The sequence below is a fragment of the Aeromonas popoffii genome (assembly GCF_037818705.1).
In the GTDB taxonomy this organism is placed as follows: domain Bacteria; phylum Pseudomonadota; class Gammaproteobacteria; order Enterobacterales; family Aeromonadaceae; genus Aeromonas; species Aeromonas popoffii.
Map to the genome: position 1 here is coordinate 747,326 of NZ_CP149129.1, position 23,301 is coordinate 770,626.

At 61.1% G+C, this 23,301-nt stretch carries 23 protein-coding genes; 5 read left to right on the forward strand and 18 right to left on the reverse strand.

The features are described from left to right. Positions 1-100 precede the first annotated feature (100 nt). On the forward strand, positions 101-1,969 hold the full coding sequence (locus WJM78_RS03565; protein ID WP_339013650.1) for a U32 family peptidase: 1,869 nt from the start codon (positions 101-103) through the stop codon (positions 1,967-1,969). Positions 1,970-2,055: 86 nt separating this feature from the next. Here the strand turns inward: WJM78_RS03565 and WJM78_RS03570 are convergent, their stop codons facing one another. The 6 genes from WJM78_RS03570 to WJM78_RS03595 form a co-directional block, all read right to left on the reverse strand. After that, positions 2,056-2,529 carry a methylated-DNA--[protein]-cysteine S-methyltransferase gene (locus WJM78_RS03570; RefSeq protein WP_339013653.1) on the reverse strand — a complete coding sequence of 158 codons (474 nt, stop codon included), beginning with the start codon at positions 2,527-2,529 and terminating at the stop codon, positions 2,056-2,058. Further along, entirely contained in the window at positions 2,526-4,070 is a 1,545-nt protein-coding gene (locus WJM78_RS03575) for an AlkA N-terminal domain-containing protein (protein ID WP_339013656.1), read from the reverse strand. The genes WJM78_RS03570 and WJM78_RS03575 overlap by 4 nt, the downstream gene beginning before the upstream one ends. Before the next feature lie 199 nt (positions 4,071-4,269). Further along, positions 4,270-5,748 carry a carboxypeptidase M32 gene (locus WJM78_RS03580; RefSeq protein ID WP_339013659.1) on the reverse strand — a complete coding sequence of 493 codons (1,479 nt, stop codon included), beginning with the start codon at positions 5,746-5,748 and terminating at the stop codon, positions 4,270-4,272. Positions 5,749-5,881: 133 nt separating this feature from the next. Then, positions 5,882-6,463, reverse strand: coding sequence for a DNA endonuclease SmrA (smrA, locus tag WJM78_RS03585; protein WP_339013661.1), 582 nt, complete (start codon positions 6,461-6,463; stop codon positions 5,882-5,884). A gap of 167 nt (positions 6,464-6,630) precedes the next feature. After that, on the reverse strand, positions 6,631-6,816 hold the full coding sequence (locus WJM78_RS03590; RefSeq protein ID WP_422388430.1) for a DUF3149 domain-containing protein: 186 nt from the start codon (positions 6,814-6,816) through the stop codon (positions 6,631-6,633). Positions 6,817-6,949: 133 nt separating this feature from the next. Next, positions 6,950-7,840: a TraB/GumN family protein gene (locus WJM78_RS03595; protein WP_339013664.1), complete on the reverse strand. Its 891-nt coding sequence runs from the start codon at positions 7,838-7,840 to the stop codon at positions 6,950-6,952. 87 nt (positions 7,841-7,927) lie between these two features. Here WJM78_RS03595 and WJM78_RS03600 point away from each other — a divergent pair, with 87 nt between their 5' ends. Further along, positions 7,928-8,260, forward strand: a complete 333-nt coding sequence (locus WJM78_RS03600; RefSeq protein WP_339013667.1) for a DUF1904 family protein — start codon at positions 7,928-7,930, stop codon at positions 8,258-8,260. Positions 8,261-8,342: 82 nt separating this feature from the next. Here WJM78_RS03600 and WJM78_RS03605 read toward each other — a convergent pair whose 3' ends face one another. From WJM78_RS03605 to ltnD, 9 genes are all read right to left on the reverse strand, one after another. Continuing rightward, entirely contained in the window at positions 8,343-9,170 is an 828-nt protein-coding gene (locus WJM78_RS03605) for an SDR family oxidoreductase (protein WP_042034972.1), read from the reverse strand. A gap of 145 nt (positions 9,171-9,315) precedes the next feature. Continuing rightward, complete coding sequence (locus WJM78_RS03610; protein WP_108537848.1) at positions 9,316-10,770, reverse strand: OprD family outer membrane porin; 1,455 nt, start codon at positions 10,768-10,770, stop codon at positions 9,316-9,318. A gap of 572 nt (positions 10,771-11,342) precedes the next feature. Continuing rightward, on the reverse strand, positions 11,343-12,245 hold the full coding sequence (locus WJM78_RS03615) for a DMT family transporter (protein ID WP_212513761.1): 903 nt from the start codon (positions 12,243-12,245) through the stop codon (positions 11,343-11,345). 84 nt (positions 12,246-12,329) lie between these two features. After that, entirely contained in the window at positions 12,330-13,832 is a 1,503-nt protein-coding gene (locus WJM78_RS03620; protein ID WP_339013676.1) for a gluconate:H+ symporter, read from the reverse strand. Next, complete coding sequence (gene denD, locus WJM78_RS03625; RefSeq protein ID WP_275930343.1) at positions 13,829-14,773, reverse strand: D-erythronate dehydrogenase; 945 nt, start codon at positions 14,771-14,773, stop codon at positions 13,829-13,831. Before denD ends, WJM78_RS03620 begins: the two co-directional genes overlap by 4 nt. A 35-nt stretch (positions 14,774-14,808) precedes the next feature. Then, positions 14,809-15,582 carry a 2-oxo-tetronate isomerase gene (gene otnI / locus WJM78_RS03630; RefSeq protein ID WP_339013681.1) on the reverse strand — a complete coding sequence of 258 codons (774 nt, stop codon included), beginning with the start codon at positions 15,580-15,582 and terminating at the stop codon, positions 14,809-14,811. Further along, the gene (locus WJM78_RS03635; RefSeq protein ID WP_212513758.1) at positions 15,579-16,211 is read right to left on the reverse strand and encodes an aldolase; all 633 of its coding nucleotides are present in this window, start codon (positions 16,209-16,211) and stop codon (positions 15,579-15,581) included. The genes otnI and WJM78_RS03635 overlap by 4 nt, the downstream gene beginning before the upstream one ends. Further along, positions 16,204-17,454, reverse strand: a complete 1,251-nt coding sequence (gene otnK / locus WJM78_RS03640; RefSeq protein WP_339013687.1) for a 3-oxo-tetronate kinase — start codon at positions 17,452-17,454, stop codon at positions 16,204-16,206. The genes WJM78_RS03635 and otnK overlap by 8 nt, the downstream gene beginning before the upstream one ends. Further along, entirely contained in the window at positions 17,451-18,359 is a 909-nt protein-coding gene (ltnD, locus tag WJM78_RS03645) for an L-threonate dehydrogenase (RefSeq protein WP_339013690.1), read from the reverse strand. Before ltnD ends, otnK begins: the two co-directional genes overlap by 4 nt. 255 nt (positions 18,360-18,614) lie before the next feature. Between ltnD and WJM78_RS03650 the strand changes: the two genes are divergently transcribed. Further along, positions 18,615-19,403, forward strand: a complete 789-nt coding sequence (locus WJM78_RS03650; RefSeq protein WP_339013693.1) for a DeoR/GlpR family DNA-binding transcription regulator — start codon at positions 18,615-18,617, stop codon at positions 19,401-19,403. A gap of 19 nt (positions 19,404-19,422) precedes the next feature. Here the strand turns inward: WJM78_RS03650 and WJM78_RS03655 are convergent, their stop codons facing one another. The 3 genes from WJM78_RS03655 to WJM78_RS03665 all read right to left on the reverse strand — a co-directional run bounded on the left by WJM78_RS03655 (position 19,423) and on the right by WJM78_RS03665 (position 21,034). Continuing rightward, positions 19,423-19,548 (reverse strand): entericidin A/B family lipoprotein, encoded by a 126-nt coding sequence (locus tag WJM78_RS03655; RefSeq protein ID WP_084204580.1) that lies wholly within the window; start codon positions 19,546-19,548, stop codon positions 19,423-19,425. Positions 19,549-19,568: 20 nt separating this feature from the next. Further along, a complete protein-coding gene (locus WJM78_RS03660) occupies positions 19,569-20,627 on the reverse strand; it encodes a PQQ-dependent sugar dehydrogenase (protein WP_339013697.1) in 1,059 nt (352 codons plus the stop codon). Positions 20,628-20,806: 179 nt separating this feature from the next. Continuing rightward, positions 20,807-21,034, reverse strand: a complete 228-nt coding sequence (locus WJM78_RS03665; protein WP_339013700.1) for a hypothetical protein — start codon at positions 21,032-21,034, stop codon at positions 20,807-20,809. A gap of 261 nt (positions 21,035-21,295) precedes the next feature. Here WJM78_RS03665 and WJM78_RS03670 point away from each other — a divergent pair, with 261 nt between their 5' ends. Next, positions 21,296-21,922 (forward strand): class I SAM-dependent methyltransferase, encoded by a 627-nt coding sequence (locus WJM78_RS03670; RefSeq protein ID WP_339013703.1) that lies wholly within the window; start codon positions 21,296-21,298, stop codon positions 21,920-21,922. Continuing rightward, positions 21,906-22,967, forward strand: coding sequence for an HNH endonuclease (locus tag WJM78_RS03675; RefSeq protein WP_339013706.1), 1,062 nt, complete (start codon positions 21,906-21,908; stop codon positions 22,965-22,967). The genes WJM78_RS03670 and WJM78_RS03675 overlap by 17 nt, the downstream gene beginning before the upstream one ends. The last annotated feature ends 334 nt before the right edge of the window (positions 22,968-23,301 follow it).

Sequence of the window (23,301 nt, forward strand, 5' to 3'; positions counted from 1 at the left end):
ATCCTGTATTTCGCAGTGATCTTAAGCGGGATCAAGGCAAGCAAAGGGTGACTGACCTAGAGTGACCGGCATTTTCTGTCTGCCGATAGACTCAGAGACCATGCACCCACAGACCCATAGCCACGTACTGAACCGCCTCGAACTGCTGGCTCCGGCCAAGAACCTCGCCTACGGCATCGAAGCCATCAACCATGGCGCCGATGCCGTTTACATGGGTGGCCCTGCCTTTGGCGCCCGCAGTGCGGCGGGCAACTCCCTCGAAGATATCGAAGCGCTGGCGCGCCACGCCCACCGTTTCGGCGCTCAGGTGTTTGTCGCCTTCAACACCCTGTTGCACGATCACGAGCTGGAGCAGGCCCGGCGCCTGACCCACCAGATTTTTGAGGCGGGGGCCGATGCGCTTATCGTGCAGGACATGGGGCTGCTGGCGCTGGACCTCCCTCCCATCGCACTCCATGCCAGTACCCAGACCGACAACCGCACGCCGGAAAAGGTGAAGTTTTTGCAGGATGTGGGCTTCTCCCAGGTGGTGCTGGCACGCGAACTGTCCCTTGCGCAGATCCGCGAGATCAGCGCGGCAACCAACGTGCAGCTGGAGTTCTTTATCCACGGCGCGCTCTGTGTCTCCTACAGCGGTCAGTGCAATATCAGCCACGCCCGTACCGGCCGCAGCGCCAACCGCGGTGAATGTGCCCAGCTCTGCCGTCTGCCCTGCTCGCTGCAAAAGCCGGACGGTGAAGTGCTGGTGGCCGACAGTCACCTGCTGTCGCTCAAGGATATGGACCAAACCGACAATCTGGAGGCGCTGATTGCCGCAGGCATTCGCTCGTTCAAGATTGAAGGGCGCCTCAAGGGGCTCGATTACGTCAAGAACGTCACCGCCTGGTATCGCAAGAAGCTCGACGCCATTCTGGAGCGCCGATCCGATCTGGTAGCTGCCTCAGCGGGGCGTTGCAGCTACAGCTTCAATCCGGATCCGAAAAAGAGCTTCAACCGTGGCAGCACTGACTACTTCCTCAATGGCCGAAAGCCGGGGATCGACTCCACCAAGAGCCCGAAATACGTGGGCGAACCGCTGGGGCGTGTCACCAGAGTCACCAAGGATGGCATAGAGATTGACGGCAAGCAGGTCAGCCTCAACAACGGCGACGGTCTGGGCTTCTTCAAGCCGAACAACGAGCTGGTGGGGATGCGCCTCAATAAAGTCGAAGAGAAGGCGGAGAGTAAGCTGTTGCTCCTGTCAGAACGTATGCCGGGGCTGAAGGTGGGCTCCGAGCTCTACCGCAACCACGATAGTGCGTTCAGCAAGATGCTGGAGAAGGCGAGCGCGGATCGCCGGATCCGGGTCGATATGGAGCTCTCCGAGTGCGATGAGGGCTTGTGCCTCACGCTCACCGACGAGCAGGGCATCAGTGTCGCGGTGACGCTTCCCTGCGACAAGCAGCCTGCCGACAATCCGGAGCGGGCACTGCAACAGGCGCGCGATCAGCTTGGCAAACTTGGTAACACCCTGTTTGTGGCGCGCAAGATTGAGTTGGTGGTAACGAGGCCGCTATTTATTGCGGCATCACAGCTTAACGGGCTGCGCCGGGATGGCATTGCCGCGCTGGAGGCCGCGCGTGTGGCCAGCTACCAGCGCCCAGAGCGACGCATCGCTCTGCGGGATATCAGCTATCCCCAGCACCGCCTCTCCTATCTGGGCAATGTGCTGAACAGCGCGGCCGAGCAGTTCTTCCGCGAGCATGGGGTCGAGCGCATTGCTCCCGCCTATGAGGCTAACAAGGAGGAGGGAGAAGTGGTGCTGATGATCACCAAGCACTGCATCCGCTACAGCCAGAACCTCTGCCCGAAAGAGGTGCCCGGTCTCAAGGCCGAGCCGCTGGAGCTCAAGATGGGTAAAGACACCTTCCGCCTGCGCTTTGATTGCAACCGCTGCGAAATGCAGGTGATGGGCAGCTTGAAACGCTGATCCAATTGCCCCTTTCTCCGTCCGGAAAAGGGGCAACTTTTTATCGCAGGCTCTCTGTCCACCCTCCTTTAATTGCCAACCTCCCTTTAATTGCCCCTTTCCAGCGCCAGCAGCGCCTTTTTAATCTCCAATCCCCCCGCATAGCCGGTCAGGCTGCCGTTTTGGCCGATCACCCGATGGCAGGGAACGATGATCGAGAGCGGATTGCGGCCATTCGCGGCGCCGACCGCGCGGCTCGCACTCGGTTTGCCGATGGCACGGGCAATCTCGCTGTAGCTGCGGGTCTCACCATAGGGGATGTCGCACAGCGCTTGCCACACCGACTGTTGAAAGGCGGTGCCACGGGCGGCAAGGGGCAGGGAGAACCGCTGCAAGCGGCCGGCAAAATAGGCGTCAAATTCGGCGAGGAAGGGGGCCAGCGCCGTGTGGTCTTGCTGCCAGCCACTCATATCGGGCAGTGCCCGCAGGCCCGCCACAAAGTCCACGTGCACCAGACCACGTTCATTGATGGCGACCAGCAGATCGCCAAAGCGGGTTGGCAGGATATCGTAGCGGATCATGGGGTTATCTCCTGTTGTTGGTTATCTGGCTGTTTTTCGTTGCCGGTGGCATGGATCAGCAAATTGGGCGCTTCACTCATGGCGTGCCACAGCCAGCTCGCCGCATAGCTGCGCCACGGTTGCCATGCTGCGCTTTGCGCCAACACCTCCTTCACCGGCAGTTTGGTGCCACCTCCGAGCGCTTTTTGCAGCACCAGATCGGAGGCGGGGAAAGCATCAGGATCCAGAGCGCAGCGCAGCCGCCAGTACGAGACCGTCCAGGGGCCTATGCCCGGTAGCGCCAGCAACTGCTCATCACTGGCTGTCGTGAGGGTCAGCTCGCCGCTGGCCAGCGCCTCTGCCACGCCCCGCAGGGTACGAATGCGGCTGCTGGGCATGCCGATGCCGTCGAGATCGAGTTCGCACAGCTGGGCGGGGATTGGCAGTTGCGCAACTCCGAATTGCGCCTCGGTGCGGGCCACCAGTCGCCCGAGCAGGGTGATGGCCCCCTTGACCGACACCTGCTGGCCGACGATGGCGCGCAGCATCACCTCGTACTCGTCCCAGCCACCCGGCAGCCGCACGCCGGGCCAGCGCGCCTGCAAACGGGCGAGCAGCGGATCCTGACCGAGCAGATCGCCGATCCGCTGCATGTCGGCATCGAGATCCCACATCCGGCGCACCCGATACAGCAGATCAGGCAGCGCTGCGAGCGGCAGATCATGGACGGTGAGCTGCAGGCTGTGCCCCTTGCCCTGCGCGATGCGCACCAGCGCGACCTGATCGCCGACCCGGTAGCGCCGCTCATACACCTCACCCTCTACCCGCTCCAGACCGGGGATCGCCCGCAGCCGGTAAAACGCCAGCATGGCCGCCACGTCATACGGGGGGCGATAGGGCAGTTGCAGCGTCAGGGTTGCGCCGCGCGGATCCGAGTGCATCTGGTCTGGTGCGTCATCGTGTGCCTCTTGTTGGCGCAGGGTGCGAGGGGCCAGCCCGTAGGCGTTCAGCCAGGCGTCGTTGAAACGGCGAATGCTGGCAAAACCTGCGGCAAACGCGATGTCCGTGATGGGCAGTGCGGTTTCGGTCAGCAGCCGTTTTGCGAGCAACAGGCGGCGCGTCTGCTCCACCTGTTTCGGTGACGCGCCGAGGTGCTGCTCGAACTGGCGGCGAAGGGTGCGTTCGCTGATCCCGGCCTCGTTAGCCAGTTCGGCGAGCGTACCGTCTGCCAGTTCGCCGCGATCGATCCGCATCAGCAAACGGGCGAGTTCGGGCGGCAGATCGCCACGGGCAGCGGGGGCCTGCTCGGGGCGACAGCGCAGGCAGGGGCGCAGGCCATGTTGCTCGGCAGCTGCGGCGCTTTGGAAGTAACGCACGTTGTGCTCGTGCGGTGGCCGTGCGGGGCAGACGGGGCGGCAATAGATGCCGGTGGAGAGCACGCCGGTAAAGAAGCGGCCATCGAAACGCGCATCGCGGGCGAGCCGGGCGGCGTGGCACTGTTCGCGGCTGAGGCTCGGGGTCCCCTCATCCTGATGGTTGTCACTGGCGGGTTGCGAGTTCATGGTCCGGGCGCTCTGTACTGGGTGCATGAATGAGAGAGTAAAGAGGAGAAAAGGCGGTGACTAGCCAGAAACGGACAGTGATTGAAATAAAGATGTCGCCGGGGGCGCCCCGAGCCACTTTGAATCCGGTTGTTTGTCAATGAAAAACGGGGCAGCCAAGCTGCCCCGTTCTCCTCTTCACTCGCTGGCGCTGCATCCGTTATTTCAGATAGCGCTGCTCCAGATGCTGGCGTAGCCAGCGCGGGTTCAACGCCTCGCCAGTCGCGCGGCGAATGAGCTCGTCCGTGCTGTGCTGGCTGCCCTGTGACCAGATGTGGCGGCCAAGCCACGCGAGTATCTCCGGCAGGCGACCCGCCTCGATCACGCTGCTCATGTTGCCCAGCTCCCGCTCCAGTGCGAAGCGCAATTGCGCCGCATACATGGCGCCGAGCGTGTAGCTCGGGAAGTAGCCGAACGAGCCGTCCGTCCAGTGAATGTCTTGCATGCAGCCATTCTGGTCGTTGCCCCTGGTAGAGAGGCCGAGCCACTGCTGCATCTTGGCATCCCACAGCTCGGGCAGATCGGCCACTTCGATGCGCCCCTCGATGAGGTCGCGCTCCAGCTCGTAGCGCAGGATCACGTGCGCCGGGTACGTCACCTCGTCCGCATCGACGCGGATAAGGCCGGGCTCGACCCGGTTGTAGAGCTTCGCCAGGTTCGCCGGCGCAAACGCCGCTTGCTCGCCAAAGTGCGCGCGGATGCGCGGCACCAGCAGAGCCAGGAAGGCTGCATCGTGGCCGAGCTGCATCTCGCAGAACAGGCTTTGGCTCTCGTGAATGCCCATGGACCGCGCCTCGGCCACCGGCTGGCCCAGCAGCTGGCGCGGCAGCCCCTGCTCGTAGCGCGCGTGACCCGTCTCGTGCACGATGCCCATCAGGCTGGAGACAAACTCCCGCTCGTTGTAGCGGGTGGTGATGCGCACGTCGGTTGGCACGCCGCCGCAGAACGGGTGGCTGCTCACATCGAGCCGGCCGTGGGCGAAATCAAAGCCGAGCAGCCCCATCACCTCCTGACCGAGCGCCTGCTGGCTTGCAATCGGGAAGGGGCCTTGCGGGATCAGCAAGGATTCGCTTTTCTGCTGTTCGCTCACCGTCTGGATCAGGCCCGGCAGCCAGCTGGTGAGATCACCGAAGATCTGATCCAGCCGCGCACTCGTCATGCCGGCTTCATACAGCGCCAGCATGGCGTCGTAGGGGCGCACCCCGAGTGCCTCGGCGCGAAGGTGCGCTACTTCCCGCGACAGGGCCACCACCTCCTTGAGATTGGGGGCGAAGCCTGCCCAGTCGTTATTTTTGCGCTGGCTGCGCCAGGCGTGCTCGCACTTGCTACCAGCCAGCGACAAGGCTTCTACCAGATCCGTGGGTAGCAGGCTCGCATCCTGCCAGTGGCGTTTTATCTCGGCGAGGTTCGCGCGTTGGAGCTCATTCAAGTACTCGCTCTCGGCCTTGGCGATCCAGTCGCCGAGCTCGGGAGCGGTGCGTTTTTGATGGATCAGCACGCCGAGTTCGGCCATGGCCTCGGCGCGTGCCTCGTTGCCGCCCTCCGGCATCATGGCGGCCTGATCCCAGCCACAGATGGCACTGAGGTGGGAGAGCCGGTGCAGCTGTTGCTGATGTTGTTCAAGTTTTTGATATGACATGGGATTGTCCTTGTTATCGTCCCTGATGGTATGCACCCCGTACCTGGCATGATCGGGGCCGTTCGATGCTAACACTGCCATCGCGCGTTTTACCACCCTGGCCGAAGGGGCCTGACCAGATGACAGGTGCTGACTAGCCGAGGCGCTTCTGGTGTCGCTCGCGGTTCTCCGCCTTCTGGCGCTCGCTTTTTTGCAGCAGCACATAGAGGGCGCCGCTGCCGCCGTGGCGGCGCTCGGCGCTGTGCATGGCCATCACGGCCGGCAGTTGTGGCAACCAGGTACTGACATGGCTTTTCAGCACCGCGCGCGGCGTGCTGCGCTCCCCCTTGCCGTGCAGGATCAGCAGGCAGCGGATGTCCCGCACCTCGCAATCCGCAATGAACTGCACCAGGCTCTGGCGCGCTTCGTTGAGTGTCTTCTGATGCAGATCCAAGCTTGCCTGCAGCTCGTATTTGCCGAGCCGCAGCTTCTTGTAGACCCCCTCCTGCACACCGTCGCGCTTGAAACCGACGATGGCGTGGGGATCGAGCATCTCGACCGCCTCCATGCTGAGGTGATCCAGGGTCAGTTGCTCGGCGGTCGCGGCCTGGCGGCGAGCCAGTTGCGCCTCGGTCGGGGCGGATGTGCCCGTGAGAGAGAGGGTGTTGTCGCTACGAATGGGCCGCACGTCGGCCACTTCCTGCAGAAACAGTGAGAGTTCGTCGTCATGAGACACGGCAGGCTCCCCGCATTGGAATGAGCGGGCATTATAGCGGGGGAGTCGGGGTCAGAAAATGGGGGCACAGCTAGCCAGTCTGGAGGACCACTGTCAGTCGTGCCGGACAGGCTGTCGTTGCCGGGCAAGCGTTAACAGGCGATCGCGGGATCGCCTGACGAGATGTGTTACTGCTCCTCTTTCGGCGGCTTGGCATTCATCACCTTGTAGATGAAATAGGCCGCGTAGGAACTGATCAGCAGGAAGGTACCGATAATCACCAACATGGACATGAGCCCCACGCTGTTGCCGAACATCAGGTTCATCCAAAATTCCATCTCATGCACTCCTGTCATCCCATTGATGACAAGCATGATAGATACCTCTTTGGGAGTGATGAGATGATCTCGATCAAGTCCCTTGGTGGTTATTTAATCGGCGGCCGGATCTGTGAGCCATCTCGCACTCGGCTAACCCGCTGGGCAGAGCCAGCGCTGCGATGGGGCCTCAATCGGTTGCCGTGCGTGGGCCCGGTGCTGTGAGTGGAGTGATGCGCCACCCCTGCTGCTCCAGCAGGGCGATCAGCCCCTGGTCACCATAAAGGTGCAGGGCACCTACCACAATAAAGCTCTCGTTCGGCAGGGTAGGCCACTTCTTCAGCCAGTTGTGGTTGCGCTCTGCCAGCAAGGTCTGCTCCAGCCAGGCTTGCAGCTTGGGTGGCGCCATCTCGGCTTTGAGCAGGTCGACCAGGGCTGCCTGATCCCCCTGCTGCCACGCCTTCATCACGTCGCGAAAGCCGGTTTCGAGCTGGGGCAGCTCATCCAGGGTGCTTTCCAGCATCAGGGTCTGGTTGTCACCGACACTGGCGAGGTAGCCGAGCTGTTCGAGCAGGGTCTCGAGGCCGATGATGGGCTTGCCGCTCTCGGTGGCGCGCTTGGCGAAGTGTTGATCCACCCCGAGCGCGCTGCTGAAATCGGTACGTTCCAGCGCCGCCTGGGTCAGAGTGATGGCCGCAAACCAGGGGCGCAGCGGGGCGATCATGTGCTCGGTCAGGCCATTCTGGCCGGCGGCTATGAGGGTGCGTTGATACAGATCGAGCGGCACGTGATCCTTGAGGGTTTTACCATCCACCAGCCGGGTGATGGCGCCCATCTCCTGCCACTGCGTCTGGCTGATGTGGGTGAGATCGACCTCCATCACCAGGGCACGGCTTTGTTGCCAGGCGCGTTCGACGGGATCGGGCAGCGGATAGAGCGAGGGTTTGCCCGCATGAATGGAGCCCAGCAGCCAGTGTTGCTGGTCACCCTTGCTCACCCGATAGAAGGCGGGGTCGGCAAAGGCGGTCAGCGGCAGCAGCAGGCAGAGCAGGAAGGCAATCAGCGTGCGGTGAAATTTCATGAGGCACCTTATGTTGGCGGGATGGCTTCTCTTCATAACATTAAGCCCTATGATAAGTCCTCATTCGTCACAGCCAAGAGGTTTCCCATGCCACATCTTCGTTTTCGGGCCGTTTCCGTCGATACCCTGCAGCAGATAAGCACGCCTTTGCTGGCGGATCTGTGCGCCCTGACCGGCGGCAAGCCCGAGTTTGTCACCCTGGAGCGGGTCGAGAGTACCTGGGTACGCAGCGGGGCGGTCGAAGCCGGTTTTCCGTTTGTGGAGCTGGTCTGGTTCGAACGACCGCAGGAGCTGCAAGATGCCGCCGCGGCGCTCATCACCCGTCATCTGAAGGCGGTGCTGGGGGAGCAGACCTATGTGGTGGTGCAGGTGCTGCCCATGGTCAAAAGCCACTACTACAGCGACGGTCAGCACTATTGAAAAGCGGGTAAACAAGATAGGCGCGTCGGGTTACGCCGCTAACCCAACCTGGGTTGCTTGATGCCCATGGCCGCTAACCGGATCAGGCCGACTTGGCCAGGATCCTGTCGAGCCAGCGGCTTGGCAGAAGGCGGCGCAATACCGCAAACAGCCGGGTCGGGAAGGTGACCGGGTAACGATGCTTTGGCCGCTTGCTCTGCAGCGCGTGCAGCAGCGGCGGGATGCAGGCTTCGCTTGGCAGCGTGAAACCGCTGGTAGCCCCCTCTTTTTCCAGCCGGGTCAGGGTCTGGCGATAGGCGCCCTGATGGCGGCTCTGGGCCGGATCGATATGGCGCACGAAGGCGGCGTGGGCATTGGCGCGAAAGCGGGTATCGATGGGGCCCGGTTCGATCAGGCTGATGTGCACGCCGCTGCCTTCGAGCTCCAGACGTAGGGTGTCTGTATATCCTTCCAGTGCAAACTTGCTGGCGTTGTAGGCGCCGCGATATTTCATGGCCACCAGCCCCAGCACCGAGCTATTTTGCACTATGCGACCCTCTCCTGCGGCCAGCATGGCTGGCAGTATCTGGCGGATCAGGTGGTGCCAGCCAAACAGGTTGGTGTCGAACTGGGCACGTAGCGCCTCGGTGGGCAAGTCTTCCAGCGCACCGGGCTGACCATAGGCGCCATTGTTGAACAGGCCATAGAGACGGCCCCCGGCCAGGGCCAGCGCCTCTGCCGCCCCTCGCTCTATGCTGGCGGTGTCCGCCAGGTCCAGTTGTACAGCCAGCAGACCCTGCTGTTGCAGCTGTGCCACATCGTTGGCCTTGCGGGCGGAGGCGATCACGGTAAAACCGTGCTGACCTAGCGCCTGCGCGGCAGCGAGGCCAATACCACTGGAACAACCGGTGATCAGAACAAAACGGGGCATGATAGCGTCCTTGTAACTGCTGACAGAAGCGTGCGGGCAGGATAGCGCGGATAAAAACCTTATCCGGCTCGCATGTTAGCCTGCCACCCGGAAAAAAGAAAACCGGGCCAAGTAGCCCGGTTTGCTGACATCGTAATTTGCCTGATTACATGATGGTAAGTGGCATGATGATGTGGAATTTGACGTCACGCTCGGAGGTAAACACGTTTGGATAGTCAGTCCAACCTTTCCAAGTGGATGGCAGATCGTTGTTATAGTCGGTGTAGTGCAGTTTGAACAGGGTGCCTTTCAGCTTGCCATCTTGGACTGTGTAGCTGACATCGAAGTTAGCTGCCCACTCTGTATCTCCTTCGGCAACTTTAGTGCCATCACCTTTCTCCATATCCCAGCCGTAAGCACCGGATACACCGACAGACCAGCCAGGCGCACCAACCAGGTCATCCAGAGAACGCGTTACGCCGAAGAACAGTGCTTTTTCGTTGTTGGCGTTCCAGTCGGAGCGGGAATCCCACCAAATTTCGTTAGCACCCTGGGAGTTGCCGTAGCCGCGGGTCAGACGGGGCAGGTAGTTGCCTTCAGCCCCTTCCGCTTTGGTCCACAGACCTTCCAGACGGAAGCCGTACTGAGCGTAGCTCCAGGCGGCGGTCAGGGCTTGTTGCCATGCCAAGCCATCATAAGTCTCTACAGGACTACCAGAGGCATTTTTGTAAGTCTCAGTCTCGGAGCCATAGAACTGGTAGCTGGTTGAGAGGCCTCCCAATACGTCAAACTTGTGAGCCAGTTTGGCGTGGTAGCTATCCATATAATCGGCAGACTGGCCGAAGGAGCCGGTAATGGCCGTGCCAGTCTCAAAGGTGTAACGAGCAGCAACTGCATGGATGTAGTCAATTTCGTTTTCTTTATCGAAGGTATTACCCCAAGGGCCGCTCCACGCTTTACTTTTGTAAAAGCCCTGAGTTTCTTTGAACCAGGGAGCCTTGTATTCATCGGCGATAGCGTAGGTCAGATAGAGACCACCAAGGTTACCTTCAATTTGTCCGCCCCGGTAAGTACCAGGTTGATAAGACCAGTTAACGCTAATTTGGCCAGGAACATACAATTGGGTATAGCCAGCTTTTGCGGTCACACCTTCAATCAGCTTCAACTTAAGAGCTGCGTTTGTCAGGCTCGCACCATTTTCAGATTCGGTGTTGCTGGTTCCCCAAGCTCGTCCCCAGAAAGAGAATTCATTCTCGGCGTTGACAGGGTTACTTTCATCAATGGCTAAGTCATAGGCAGTGAATCCGCCCAAGTCTAAACCCACCACGTCCCATGCATAGCCGGAGGTAAAGTTAAGGGCTGCTTGAGCGGTAGCATGGCTCAAGTTGGAGCGATATTTTCCGGTGTTCTCTGCAGGTACGACACCAGAGTCAACACGAACACGATCACGTTGGAAGTAGAACAGCCCGCCGGTCAGCTTGGCATCATCGGTAAAGGCTTCATAAGATTTGCCATAAGTTGGGCTCATCATATCCTGAGCTGCCAACGCCATGCTGGGGGTGACCAAGGCGGCAACAACCGCCGCGCTTAATGCAGCACGCTTGAAGATCACGTTTTCCATTTTTATAGCTCCTGATTTTATGGACTTAGCTTTTTTGTCCGGCAGTCAGGCAATGGCCCGCCGCTCGGTATTGGCATTGCAATCAAAGCCCCGTAGGGCAAAAAATTACTGGTCGTTCGTCTGCGGCCGCGACGTCTTGGCGTATGTGCGGTGGGCAGTTCTGTTCATCACATCATGTTATTTTTTGTGTTCCGATTCTTGGCTATCGGACAATGCCAAGAGTACGTTCGCGGTGCGAAATATCAATGAAAAGTTCCCGCCAAGTTTCAAAAATATGACAGAGTGCAAATAATCATGGATCTTGTCATGGACACCCGCAGCCCGCTTATATCAGCGCTGATAGCCATATTCAGGTGAAATTGGTTAGAGACTTGGGCGGATCTTTTGTGAGGGGCGTCACTTTTTTCGTTAACCGGTATGCAACAGATAATTTTGTGCCAAAAAAAAAGATATGCCCCCGCGTTGGGGGCGGGAGAAGGGGACTCATAAGAGAGATAGGACGGGATATTCAGACCTGATGGCCGAGGCAGGAGAGATGGCGTTTTTATGACAGCCACTTCATGGCGGTGCTGTCATGACAACGAAGGCGCGGCGGGCTCCTTCTGCTTGCGGGCGGCAGGTGACTTGCCCAGCATGCCGAGCAGGGCCCCCCCCATGATGAAGGCTCCGGCCAGCAGGTGACGGGGCGTCAGCTGTTCGCCATTGAGCAGCACCAGCAACAGGGTGCTCAGCAGCGGCGTCAGATAGGCCAGTGCCCCGATGCGACGGGGATCTCCGTCTCGCAGCGCCAGATACCAGGTGACGAAGGCCGCTCCCATGGGCCCGAGCGCCAGCCCCACGATCAACCACCAGTCGCGGGTGGGGATCTGTTCGAGGGGCAGCGGTCCCTCCAGCCACAGCGCAAGCAGCAGCGCCAGCAATCCGGCGGGCAGGCAGGCCGCCGCCGTCACCACAGCCGGTGCGGGTGGCAACCGGCGGGAGAGCACAGAGTAGGCACCCCAGATGATGGCGGCGCCGAGCGCCAGCAGGTAGCCGGGCAGATAGGCCTGTTGCAGCTGCAACTCGCCGTTGACCATCACCAGCACGGAACCGGCCAGCCCTAGCGCACCGGCCAGCAGGTGGCGAGCATGGAGCGGATGGCCCGGCAGCAGCAGGGGGGTGAACAGTATGATGCACAGGGGCCACAGGTAATTGATGAGGTTCGCCTCCAGCACCGGGGCGTGGCGAAAGCTCATGAACAGCAGCAGATGGTAGAACAGCAGCGCCGCAACCGTGACCAGCCAGGTGATGGGGCGAGCCCGCCACTGGCGCCAGAACGGCAGGGCACCGGCGCCGCAGAAGAAGAGCACCAATCCCACCAGCACCAGAGGTGACACGCTGGTGATCCGGGAGGTGAGCGCCGCCAGCGAGGCCCACAGCAGTATGGTCAGCAGCGCAAAACCGGTGGACTTGTCCCACCAGGAAGAAGCAGACATCCAACACTCCTTTGCAAGATGAATAAAAAGAGGGCCAGTCTAGCAGACTGACCCTCCCTCCTGACCATCCCTGTTTTGGTCTGGTTATTTACTGTTTACTACCGCATTGGCAACGGGGGTAACTGGCTGACGCCTTACTCCCCAGATGATCAGCGCCAGTACCACCAGTGGCAGCAAGGGGTCGAGCCAGGTGCCGCCCGAACCGAACAGCAAGTTGAGCAATGCCACGCTGGTGCCGCCAATGGCCCAGGCTATGGTGGTGGGGATGGACCAGACTACCATCTGCTGTTTGACATCCGAGATACCCATCATGCGGTTGACCACCCAGAACAGGCTGTCGTTGAAGTAGCCGAAGAACAGCGACCCCATAGTAGCTGCCTGGGCTGCCAGCAGCATGTTGACACCCGGGATCTGGGCCAGTATGGGCGCAGAAATAGAGGCCGCTGTCACCATGGCCACTGTACCCGAGCCCTGGATCAGGCGCACCAGGGTCGCCACGATGAAGGGGATCAGGATGGGGGAAATGGGTAGCTGGGCGATCTGCTCGGCCAGCTGCTGGCCCGCACCGCTGTCACGGAGCACGGCACCCAGGGCGCCACCGGCACCGGTCACCAGCAAGATGATACCGGCCGATTGCAGCCCCTCTTCCAGACGGGCGGCGGTGGCGTGGCGATCCATGTGCGGTACTAGTGTATAGACCGCCAGCAGCACGCTGATGGCGAGCGCTATGATGGGGGTGCCGATGAAGTTGACACCCTGCACCAGAGGGTTGGTGGCCAGGCCGTCCATGCCTTCCAGGGTGGCCAGGGTGGTGAGCATGGCCTTGAGGAAGATGAGCACTATGGGCACCAGGATCGGTAGCAGTGACAGGGTCAGACTGGGCAGGCTCTTGCCCTCCTTCTCCTGGATGTACTGCTCGTAGGTGGACTGGAGTTCATCCGGCGTCTTGGCGACCTGGGCGGCGAACTCGGGGTACTTCTTGTCGAGCCACTGGGCGTAGAAGACGATGCCGAGCACGCAGGGGATGGCCAGGGTCATGCCCATCAAGAGCATGGCGCCGATGTCCACGCCAAACAGACCGGCGACACCGAGGGGACCCGGGGTTGGCGGCACAGTGTGGTGGGTGACTACCAGCCCCCCCGCCAGCGCTACGCCCAGGGTGAGCAGGGAGCGCTTGCCGCTTTTCGCCAGCGCCTTGGCCACCGGATAGAGGATGACGAAGGCAGAGTCCACGAAGATGGGGATGCTGACGACGTAGCCCGTGATGGCCAGGGCCCACTCCTCGCGGCGTTTGCCGAGCCACTTGATGAAGCTGTAGGCGATCTGTTCGGCAGCGCCCGACACCTCCAGCAGGCGTCCCATCATGACGCCGAGGCCGATGACGATGCCGATGCAGCCAAGGGTCGAACCAAACCCCTGGGTGATGACGGTGAGGGTCTTGTCGATGCTCATGCCGCCAGTGATCCCGGCGATGCAGGCCGCGGCCAGCATGGCGATCAGGGCGTGTACCCGGGTACGCACTACCAGGAAGACCAGCACGAAGACCGCGATGATGAGTCCAATGATGGGGGTTGGTATGGTGCTCATGATGCCTCCTGCAGGTCATGGGTCATGAAACTGTCGATGATCCCGGCAAACGTCCTGTCTGCCATGAAGCCGGATGCCAGTGCCCGGCTGTTGTCTATTTGTCCGGGCCAGCTGGCGACGATGCGCTCGATGGCCGGGTCATGGGCAAAACTGACCTTGTCACGGGCCGCCTGACCACCCGCCTCGGTGAGTGCGTCCAGCATCTCGCCGACGGTGACGCTGATGCCGGGCAGGTTGATGCTGCGGCCATCCCCTCTGGGCAGCGTGGCAGCCAGCAGGAAGTTGTTGACCACGGTGGCGGGGCTCGAGAGCCAGAGGCGAAGCGCTGGGCTCACCGGGCAGGTGGTTTGTTCCCCCTGTAGCGGTTCGCGAATGATGCTGCTGACAAACGATGAGGCGGCGCGGTTAGGCTTGCCGGGCCGCACACAGATGGTGGGCAGGCGCAGCGCCAGGCCGTCGACGTAGCCCTTGCGGCTGTAGTCGTTGACCAACAGCTCCCCCATCGCCTTCTGGGCGCCGTAGGAGGAGGTCGGGGTCAGTGCCGTGCCGTCGTCTACCACCTCCGGCAGCGGGCCGCCGTAGACGGCCAGCGAGCTGGTGAACACGAAGCGGATGCCTGGGCGGGCCTGGCGGCACGCCTCCAGCAGACTGCGGGTGGTGTCCAGGTTGACCCGCCAGCCGAGATCAAAGTCTTGTTCCGCATGGCTGCTGACGATGGCGGCAAGGTGATAGACGATGGCGGTATGTTTGCTTATCAGCGATTCGGCCACTCCGGGAGCGGTCAGATCCGCCTGCAGGCAGCGTACTCGCGGGTCGGCCAGGGCTTGTGGCTCCTGAATGTCCACCAGCAACAGCTCGCTGAAAGAGAGGGAACTGTGCAACAGGGCATGAGCCAGCTTCTGTCCCAGAAAACCGCCTCCGCCGGTGATAATGATCTGCATCTTGCTATCCTCAGACTCGTTCGTGTTTAGGGTTGTTATTGTTGTGCCAGCCAGGCCAGGCCTTGCCGGGTATTGCCTCTGGGGTTGTATTCACAGCCGATCCAGTCGTGGTAGCCCGCCTGCTCGAGCACCTTGAACAGGTGCGGGTAGGCGATCTCCCCTTCGTCTGGCTCGTGACGGTCCGGCACCGAGGCGATCTGGACGTGGCCGATGGCCGGGCCCAGTTTGCCGATGAGGCGGGTGAGATCCCCGTCCATGATCTGGGCGTGATAGAGATCGAGCTGCACCGCAACGTTGGGTCTGTCTATCTCCTGCACCAGTGCCAGGGCATCGAGCTGATGGGCGAGGAAGTAGCCGGGCACGTCCCGATCGTTGAGCGGCTCGAGCAGTACCCTGATACCGTCTTTGGCCAGGAAATCGGCGGCGAAACGGATGTTATCGATCACGGTTTGGCGGTGGGCAGCCAGAGTGTGTGCCGGGTCGACGATGCCGCTCATGGCGTGCACCTTGCGGCAGCCAAGGGCCAGGGCATAGTCACGCACGGTGGGCAGGTGAGCACGAAATTCGGCTTCTCGCCCCGGTATGGCGGCCATGCCGCGCTCCCCGGCCGCCCAGTCACCCGGCGGCATGTTGAACAGCGCCTGGGTCAGACCGTACTGCTGCAACTGGCGGGCGAGCTCGGCGGCCGGCCACGCGTAGGGAAACAGGAACTCCACCGCCTCGAAGCCAGCCTCGCGGGCCGCCGCGAAGCGTTCCAGAAACGGCAGCTCGGTAAACAGCATGGTGAGATTGGCGGCAAACTTGCTCATGGCTTCAGACTCCTCAATTCGTTGATCTCGGGCTCGCTCAGATAGCGGATCCGCTGGCCGTGCAGCAGCAGGGCGAGGCGGGCCGTCTCTTCCAGCTCCTCCATGTTGTTGACCGCGTCGACGAGATCCTTGCCGGTGACCACGGGACCGTGGTTGGCCAGCAGGAAGGCGTTGCCGCCAGCGGCGCGGCGCCCCAACTCTTCGGCAATGCGCGCATCCCCCGGCTTGTAGTAGGGGATGAGCGGCAGCTGGCCGACCCGCATCACGTAGTAGGGGGTGAAGGGGCGGATCACATTGGCCGGATCCAGCCCCTCCAGACAGGAGAGGGCGGTGAGGTAGGTGCAGTGCAGGTGCACCACGGCCTGGCAGTCCGGATTGTTGTGGTAGATGGCGAGGTGGAAGGCCACCTCCTTGGAGGGGCTATCTCCCCCCAGGTGCTCGCCGCTCATGCTCACCCTGGCGAGGCGTGCCGGATCAAGCCGGCCGAGGCAGGAGCCGGTCGGGGTGGCGAGCAGGGTGCCGTCCGGCAACTTGGCCGAGAGGTTGCCGGCACCGCCGGTGGCATAGCCTCGTTCGAAAAGGGATGCAGCCAGCATCACCATGGTGTCGCGCAGTGCCTGTTCAGTCATGGAAGAACTCCTGTGCTCGGCTGAAGAAGGTTTCGTCACCAAAATTGCCCGATTTGAGGGCCAGTGACAGAGGGGCATCGGTGGCTCGCACCCAGGGGACTCCGGGGGCGATTTGAGGGCCGATGTGGAAGGCGGCGATACCCAGAGCCTGGGTGATGCGGCTGGAGGTTTCACCGCCGGCGATGATGAAGCTCTCCACCCCCGCCTCGCGCAACTGCACGGCAACTTGCGCAAAACACAGCTCCACCGCCTCGCTCGCCGCTTCGCGGCCAAAACGGGCCTGAATGGTGGCCAGCTCGTTCGGGCTGGTGGTGGCGTGGATCATGGGGGCCGGCGTTGCCGGCTGACTCAATACCCAGCGGGCCAGCTCGGCCGGGTAATCGGCCTGTGTCAGGCATGCCGCCACATCGAGAGCCAGGGACGGTGCCATGGTCTGGTAGCAGGCCACCTGGCGATTGGTCATCTCGGAGCAGGATCCCGACAACACCACGGCGCGCTTGCAAAGGGGTCTTCCAGCCTCGCGGGCGGCAGCCCGATTACCGTCGCCGAGCAGGCGGGCCAGGCCGATGGCGAGCCCGGAGCCGCCGGTCACCAGCGGCATGTCGAGGGCAGCGGCCGCGATGTCCAACAGGTGCTGCTCGGTGAGGGTGTCGACCACGACGTAGCGCACCCCGTCGGCTGCCAGCTGCTCAAAGGCGTCGGCAATGGCGCTGGGTCCCTGACTGATGGTGGTGAACGGGACCAGACCTGCACGCCCCTCGGCCTGAGCCTCCATCAGCCGCAGCAGGTTGCTGTCGGTCATGGGGGTGATGGGATGGTGGCGCATACCCGACTCGGCGAGCGGCTGGGTGCCAACAAACAGGTTGCCCTGATAGACGGTGCGGCCGTTGACCGGCAGCGCCGGGCAGATCAGGGTGAGTCGGCTGTCCAGCGCCGTCAGCAGGGCGTCGGTCACCGGGCCGATATTGCCCGCCGCCGTGCTGTCGAAGGTGGAGCAGTACTTCTGGTAAATGCGCGGGCAACCGCGCGCTTTGAGCCAGTCGAGGGCGGCTAGGGAGTCGCGGACCGCCTCGCTGGTCGGGCAGGAGCGGCTCTTGAGGCTGATCACCACGGCGTCAACCCCCGTCAGATCCGCCTCTGCCGGAATGCCGGAAAACTGGATGGTGGCGAGGCCGTTTTCCACCAGAAAACCGGCGATGTCGGTGGCCCCGGTGAAGTCGTCTGCGATGACACCAAGTTTCATGCTGTGCCCTCCATACCCGGCAGGCTGATGCCGTCGAAGATCTTGATGACGGCGCTGTCGTCTTCCTTGCCGTGACCGGCGTTGCTGGCGGTGAGGAACATGTTGAGCGCCGTGCTTGCCAGCGGCAGCGGGAAGTGCAGAATCCGCGCCGTGTCGGCCACCAGATTGAGATCCTTGACGAAAATGTCGACTGCGGAGCGGGCCTGGTAGTCACCGGTCAGCACTCGGGCCATGCGGTTCTCGAACATCCAGGAGTTGCCTGCGGCATGGGTCACCACGTCATACATGAGGTCGAGGGAGATGCCTGCCCGGCTGGCCAGCGCCATGGCCTCGGCGGCCACGGCGATATGCACCCCTGCCAGCAGCTGATGGATGATCTTGACCGTGCTGCCCTGACCCGGCTCGCTGCCGACCCGGTAGACCTTGCCGGCCACGGCGTCGAGCACCGGCTGCAGGCGTGCAAAGGCGGCGTCGGAGCCGGCGGCCATCACCGTCATCTCACCCGCATCGGCCTTGATGGCACCGCCGGAGACGGGGGCGTCCAGCATCAGCAGCTCCAGCCCGGCCAGCTCGTGTGCCAGGGCTGCGGCTTCATCAGCAGCGATGGTGGAGGAGATCATGACGCCTGTGCCCGGCTTGAGGTGGGCGGCCAGGCCGCTCTCGCCAAACAGGATTTGGCGCACTTGGGCGGCGTTGACCACCAGCAGCAGGACGGCATCCAGTGCTTCTGCCAGGGGGCGGGCATCGGCCATGACGGCGGTCGCACCGGCTGCTTGCAACTGCTCCCGGGCGGTTTCAGAGAGATCAATGCCATAGGTGGCAAGTCCGGCCCGTAAGCAGGATCGGGCGGCGCCCATGCCCATGGCGCCCAGGCCGATGACGGCTACGTGGTAGGGTCTGCTCATCTGTCTATTCCTCGATTACAACGGATGAGCCGATAGTAAGGGGTTGTTGTGGTTAAAAATCAGGCTGACATCACAAATATTAACTATCGATGTGTTAATTTTTGTTATTTATGAATGTCTGGAGCCAATTGGATGGCTTTGGATGTCGTTTTTGTGTGAATTTATGTGAGGCGTGAGCGGAGGGAGGATTTTTTATCAAAATTTCCCATTCCACTGGGGTAACATGAACACCCGTTTTACCGTTACGGATTGCCCATGATCCCCGTAGAGAGACAGCAACAGATACTGCACCTATTGGCCGAGCGCGGTGCCGTCAGCATCACCGAACTGACCGAGCGGCTACAGGTCTCCCACATGACCATCAGGCGCGACATCCAGAAGCTGGAAGAGCAGGGGCGAGTGCTCTCTGTTTCGGGAGGGGTGAGTCTCTCCCCGCGTATCAAGAGCGAACCCTCCCATGCCGCCAAGCGCAGCCTGATGCAGGAGGCCAAGCTGGCCATTGCACGCAACGCGGCCGCCCAGGTGGCGCAGGGCAGCACCATCTATCTGGATGCCGGCACCACCTCCCTCGAACTGGCCCGCGAACTGGCGCAGCGGGAAGATCTGATGATAGTGACCAACGACTTTATGGTTTGTGCCTACCTCATCGAGCATGGTCGTTGCCGCCTCTATCACTCCGGGGGCCAGGTCATTCGGGAGAATCAGTCCTGCGCCGGTGAGGCGACCGCCCATTTCCTGCGCAATCTGCACCTTGATATGGCGTTTTTGTCGGCGTCCTCCTGGGATGCCATGGGGATCTCCACCCCCAGCGAACAGAAGGTGCCGGTCAAGCGCGCCGTGGTGGAGGCGGCCGCTACCCGCATACTCATCTGCGACTCGTCCAAATATGGCAAGGTGGGGACTTTCAACGTGGTGGGATGGGAAGTGATCGATCAGGTGATCACGGATGGACAACTGCCGGAGAGCGCCCGAGAGGTGCTGGCCCAACATGGCGTCAAGCTCACGCTGGTGTCCTGGTTGGCAGAGCAGCAGGCCGCCGGTTAGGCGGCTCACTGCCCACGCCCTATTTACTGGCGGAGCGCTGGATCACTTCCCCCGCTTTTTCGATATCCCTGCCGATACCACTGACGGTGTTGCAGCCCATCAAGAGGACGCAGCAGAGCAGCAGCCCATATTTCATGTGTTTCATCTTGTTTCCTCTCAGGTGAGTTAGGGAATCAGTTTTAGCAAGCGTCCGTCAGGGGCATCGGTTAGCAGATAGATGGCGCCATCCGGTCCTTCCTTGACTGTGCGGATCCGTGCCCCCAGCTCGGTCAGCAGGCGTTCTTGCGCGACTATCTTGTCTCCCTCCATCTTCAGGTGCAACAGGGCCTGACCCCGCAAGGCACCGACCAGCAGGTCGCCCTGCCACTCCTTGAACAGGGTGCCTTGATAAAACGTCATGCCGGAGGGGGCGATGGAGGGAACCCAGATCCACTTTGGCGGTACCATACCGGGGGCCGCAGTGCCCGAACCAATTTTGCCGCCGCCATACTCTTCGCCAAAACTGACGCTGGGCCAGCCATAGTTGCGGCCAGGCAGGATCAGGTTGACCTCATCGCCGCCCTGGGGACCGTGTTCGTGGGCCCAGAACTGGCCAGTGACGGGGTGCAGGGCTGCCCCCTGCATGTTGCGATGACCCAGGCTCCAGATCTCGGGCAGGGCTCCGGCGTGCTGTACAAAGGGGTTGTCTTGTGGCACCCGGCCATCAAGATGCAGGCGTATGGTCTTGCCCAGGTGGTTATCGAGGGATTGGACCTGATCTCGCCCCTGATAGCGATCTCCCAGCGTGATATAGAGGTAGCCATCGTCCCCTGTCAGCAGCCTGGCACCAAAGTGGGCCCCCCCGCTCATTTTCGGCTGCTGGCGAAACAGCAGTTGCCACTGGTGCAGTCTGTCATCTTGCAATTTGGCACGGGCCACTGCCGTGCCTGCACCGCCCTCACCCGGTTCGCTGTAGCTCAGATAGATCCAGCCCTCCTTGTCCTGGGCCAGGTCGAGCAATCCCCCCTGACCGGCGCTGGTGATGGGAGGCAGCCCCTGCACCGAATGGCGCTCCCCTTGCGGATCGATGCGCAGCAAACGGCCTGTCCGTTCGCTGATCAGAAACTCCCCGCCAGGCAACAGCACCAGACCCCAGGGATGGGAAAGCCCTTCGACCAGCGGGGTCAGGGTGATGGCCCGGACGGGCGCGATCAGACAGAGCAGTAGTGCCAGTAGTCTGAACATGTGGGCCTCCTCTACAGTGACCGGTCAAAATACAGGTTGCCGGGGTGGGTCAATATCGCTGAAGTATAGAGAGACGTGACAGCAGCATCAGGAGCAATGCTCCCCTGTACGAGCCGGGATGAGGGAGCGTTTGTCTGATGTCTGGCGTGTGTTGACGAAGGGCCCCTGAAGATCCAGAGTCATACAAAGACGCATTTTCTAGTGGTATTGTGGCCAAGGACCACATCAGCCTCTTGTGCCAGCGCATTTAACTCCTTGAGGGAGAGATCCTGCGGGCCCTTGAGATTGAGCTCACGATCAGCCAGGAGTGCACCCAGATGACGGAGCTTTTCATCCCGGGTCAGTTCAAGGTCAAAGGAAAGAATCTTGTCATCCCCAAACAGGGCCACGACATCAGTCGAGTTCATCAATAGCCATCTCCATCTGGCGTTGGCCTCTCATGGCGATAATAAGTGCCAAAAGATCAGTGAGTTGGCCGAATATTACCCGAAATGTTGAACGGTGGCATCATTCAGAGCCCTCTGGTCTCAGTTCTTTTGGCTGGCATCCCGTTTTGGTAAATGTCCCTGCATCCTTAATGGCTCATGTTTGGAAAGTGTCGTCCTTGTCATGGTCAACCCACTGATCTTGTGAGACTATTTCCCTTCCTTCTCCGATCGGAACGCATTGTGTCCCTCGATTACTACCAGCGCCACGCCACCGAATTGGCGACCCGTTACCAGCAGGTATCTGCTCGCGCTGTTCACGGCGACTGGCTCACTCTGCTGGAACCTTGGCTCCTGGCTGCGCCGCGCAGGTTGCTCGATGTGGGGGCTGGCAGTGGTCGTGATGCCGCGTTTTTAGCCGGGCTCCATCGGGGCCACTGTGTGGTCGCTGTCGAGCCCTGTCAGGCACTCGCTCTACAGGGGCAATGTCATACCCGTGAGGCTGCGGTGGCGTGGGTCAATGACGCTATGCCTGCTCTCTCTGGCGTAACAGGCACTTTTGATCTGATTTTGCTCAGTGCTGTCTGGATGCATCTACCCCCGGAGTCTCGCCCCTTGGCGCTGGCACGTCTTCATGAGCTGCTCTCACCAGATGGTTATCTGGTACTGAGTCTTCGCCTGGTTGTATCGGAGCAGGAGATGCGGGAGCGAGCCATGTACCCGGTGGCTGCCGATGACGTCGAGCAGCTTGCATTGGGGGAGGGGATGACACTGCTCCATGTGTCAGAACCACAGGGGGACGCCTTGGCGCGTACCGGGTTGAGTTGGCAGAGTCTGATCCTTGGGGGCGAGCATGCACGCCTCTCCTGAGCAGCAACTCGCCTTTATTGCTTATTTGCAACGCATCTTTACCGAAGGCGATTTTGTTGCCACTTACAAGTGCGCCTTGCTCCACGGGATTGCAGATATCGCGATTGAGCGCAGCAGCGAGACCCATGATCTGACTGCGGCGCGCACCATTACGCTGGACGAACTGGCCACCAAGTTTGTGGAGCTCTATTGGCAGCACAGTCTGCCCTACTCGGCGACGGGAGAAACGGCTACCTTGCTCAAGCAGAGCAGCGGTCGTCAGGCCATCATGCTGACGGAGTTGTCACGGCTGCGTGAAGAGGGTGTCCGTTCGGTGACTGCACTGCGTCGTCACGACGCTTGGCAGCCTCTCCTTGCCCGAGTTCGACGCATCCTTATTGAGGGTCCCTTGTGGCGTCTGCAGATCCTGGGTGGGCGAGAGGAGTGCCACCTCTATCCTCATCAAAGGGGCGCGGATCATATCTGCCTTAACCCCGGCATTCTCTACTGTCTCCACCGCTTTTACGATCTGGTGGTCTCCCTCTCCCGACAGCATTGGCTGCAGCTTATCTGCGACATCAAGGGGAATCAGCCACTGATTGGCCCAAGCGTGGGGCTGGAGAATTTTCTCTTTGGTTCAAGCCGTCAGGCGCTGGGGCGGGTAGGGGAAGTATTGAGGGACTTGCAGGGGGGAACCTGTTTTTACTGTAACAAGGCGATACACGGGACTGGCGAGGTAGACCATTTCATTCCCTGGCGTCGTTATCCAATCGATTTGGGCCACAACTTCGTACTGGCACACGCCAACTGTAACCGGAGCAAACTGGATTTTCTCGCCGCTCCCGAGCACAGGGATACCTGGTACGAGCAGAATATCCTGACTCATGGGGCGTACCTTACTGGCGAGTTGGCCCCCTTGGTGAGCGTCGATGCCGAGCGTTCTACTGCCATCGCCACTTGGGCCTATCAGCAGGCCGTCCGTGAGCATGCCCGGTTGTGGCGTGGTATTGACGAGTTTGTGGATGTAACAGCCCCTAGTGTGGATATTCCCCTGCGCTTTTTATGAGGCTTTAAAGCTTGATAACAAAGGGCCACCTCTTGTGAGGTGGTCCTTTTCAAACGTTTGGTTGGCCGAGTCTGCGCATTGATATAGTCAAAGAAATCGACCTCCTGCTCGGCCATCTTGATCTTCACTCGCTCCACCAGATAGGGAATGGGCTTGCTGAAGTCGTCATACCCCATCAGGCTCACCTTGCCGGAGCGAATGTGCAGTTTGATCACATCGATATCGGTCAAGTCACCATAGAGTTGGCAAGCCGCCCCCAGGTAGACACGCAGCAGCGGCGGCAATTGTGCAATAAAGCATTTGTGCAGCAGCAGTGAATGGCTGGGATAGAACA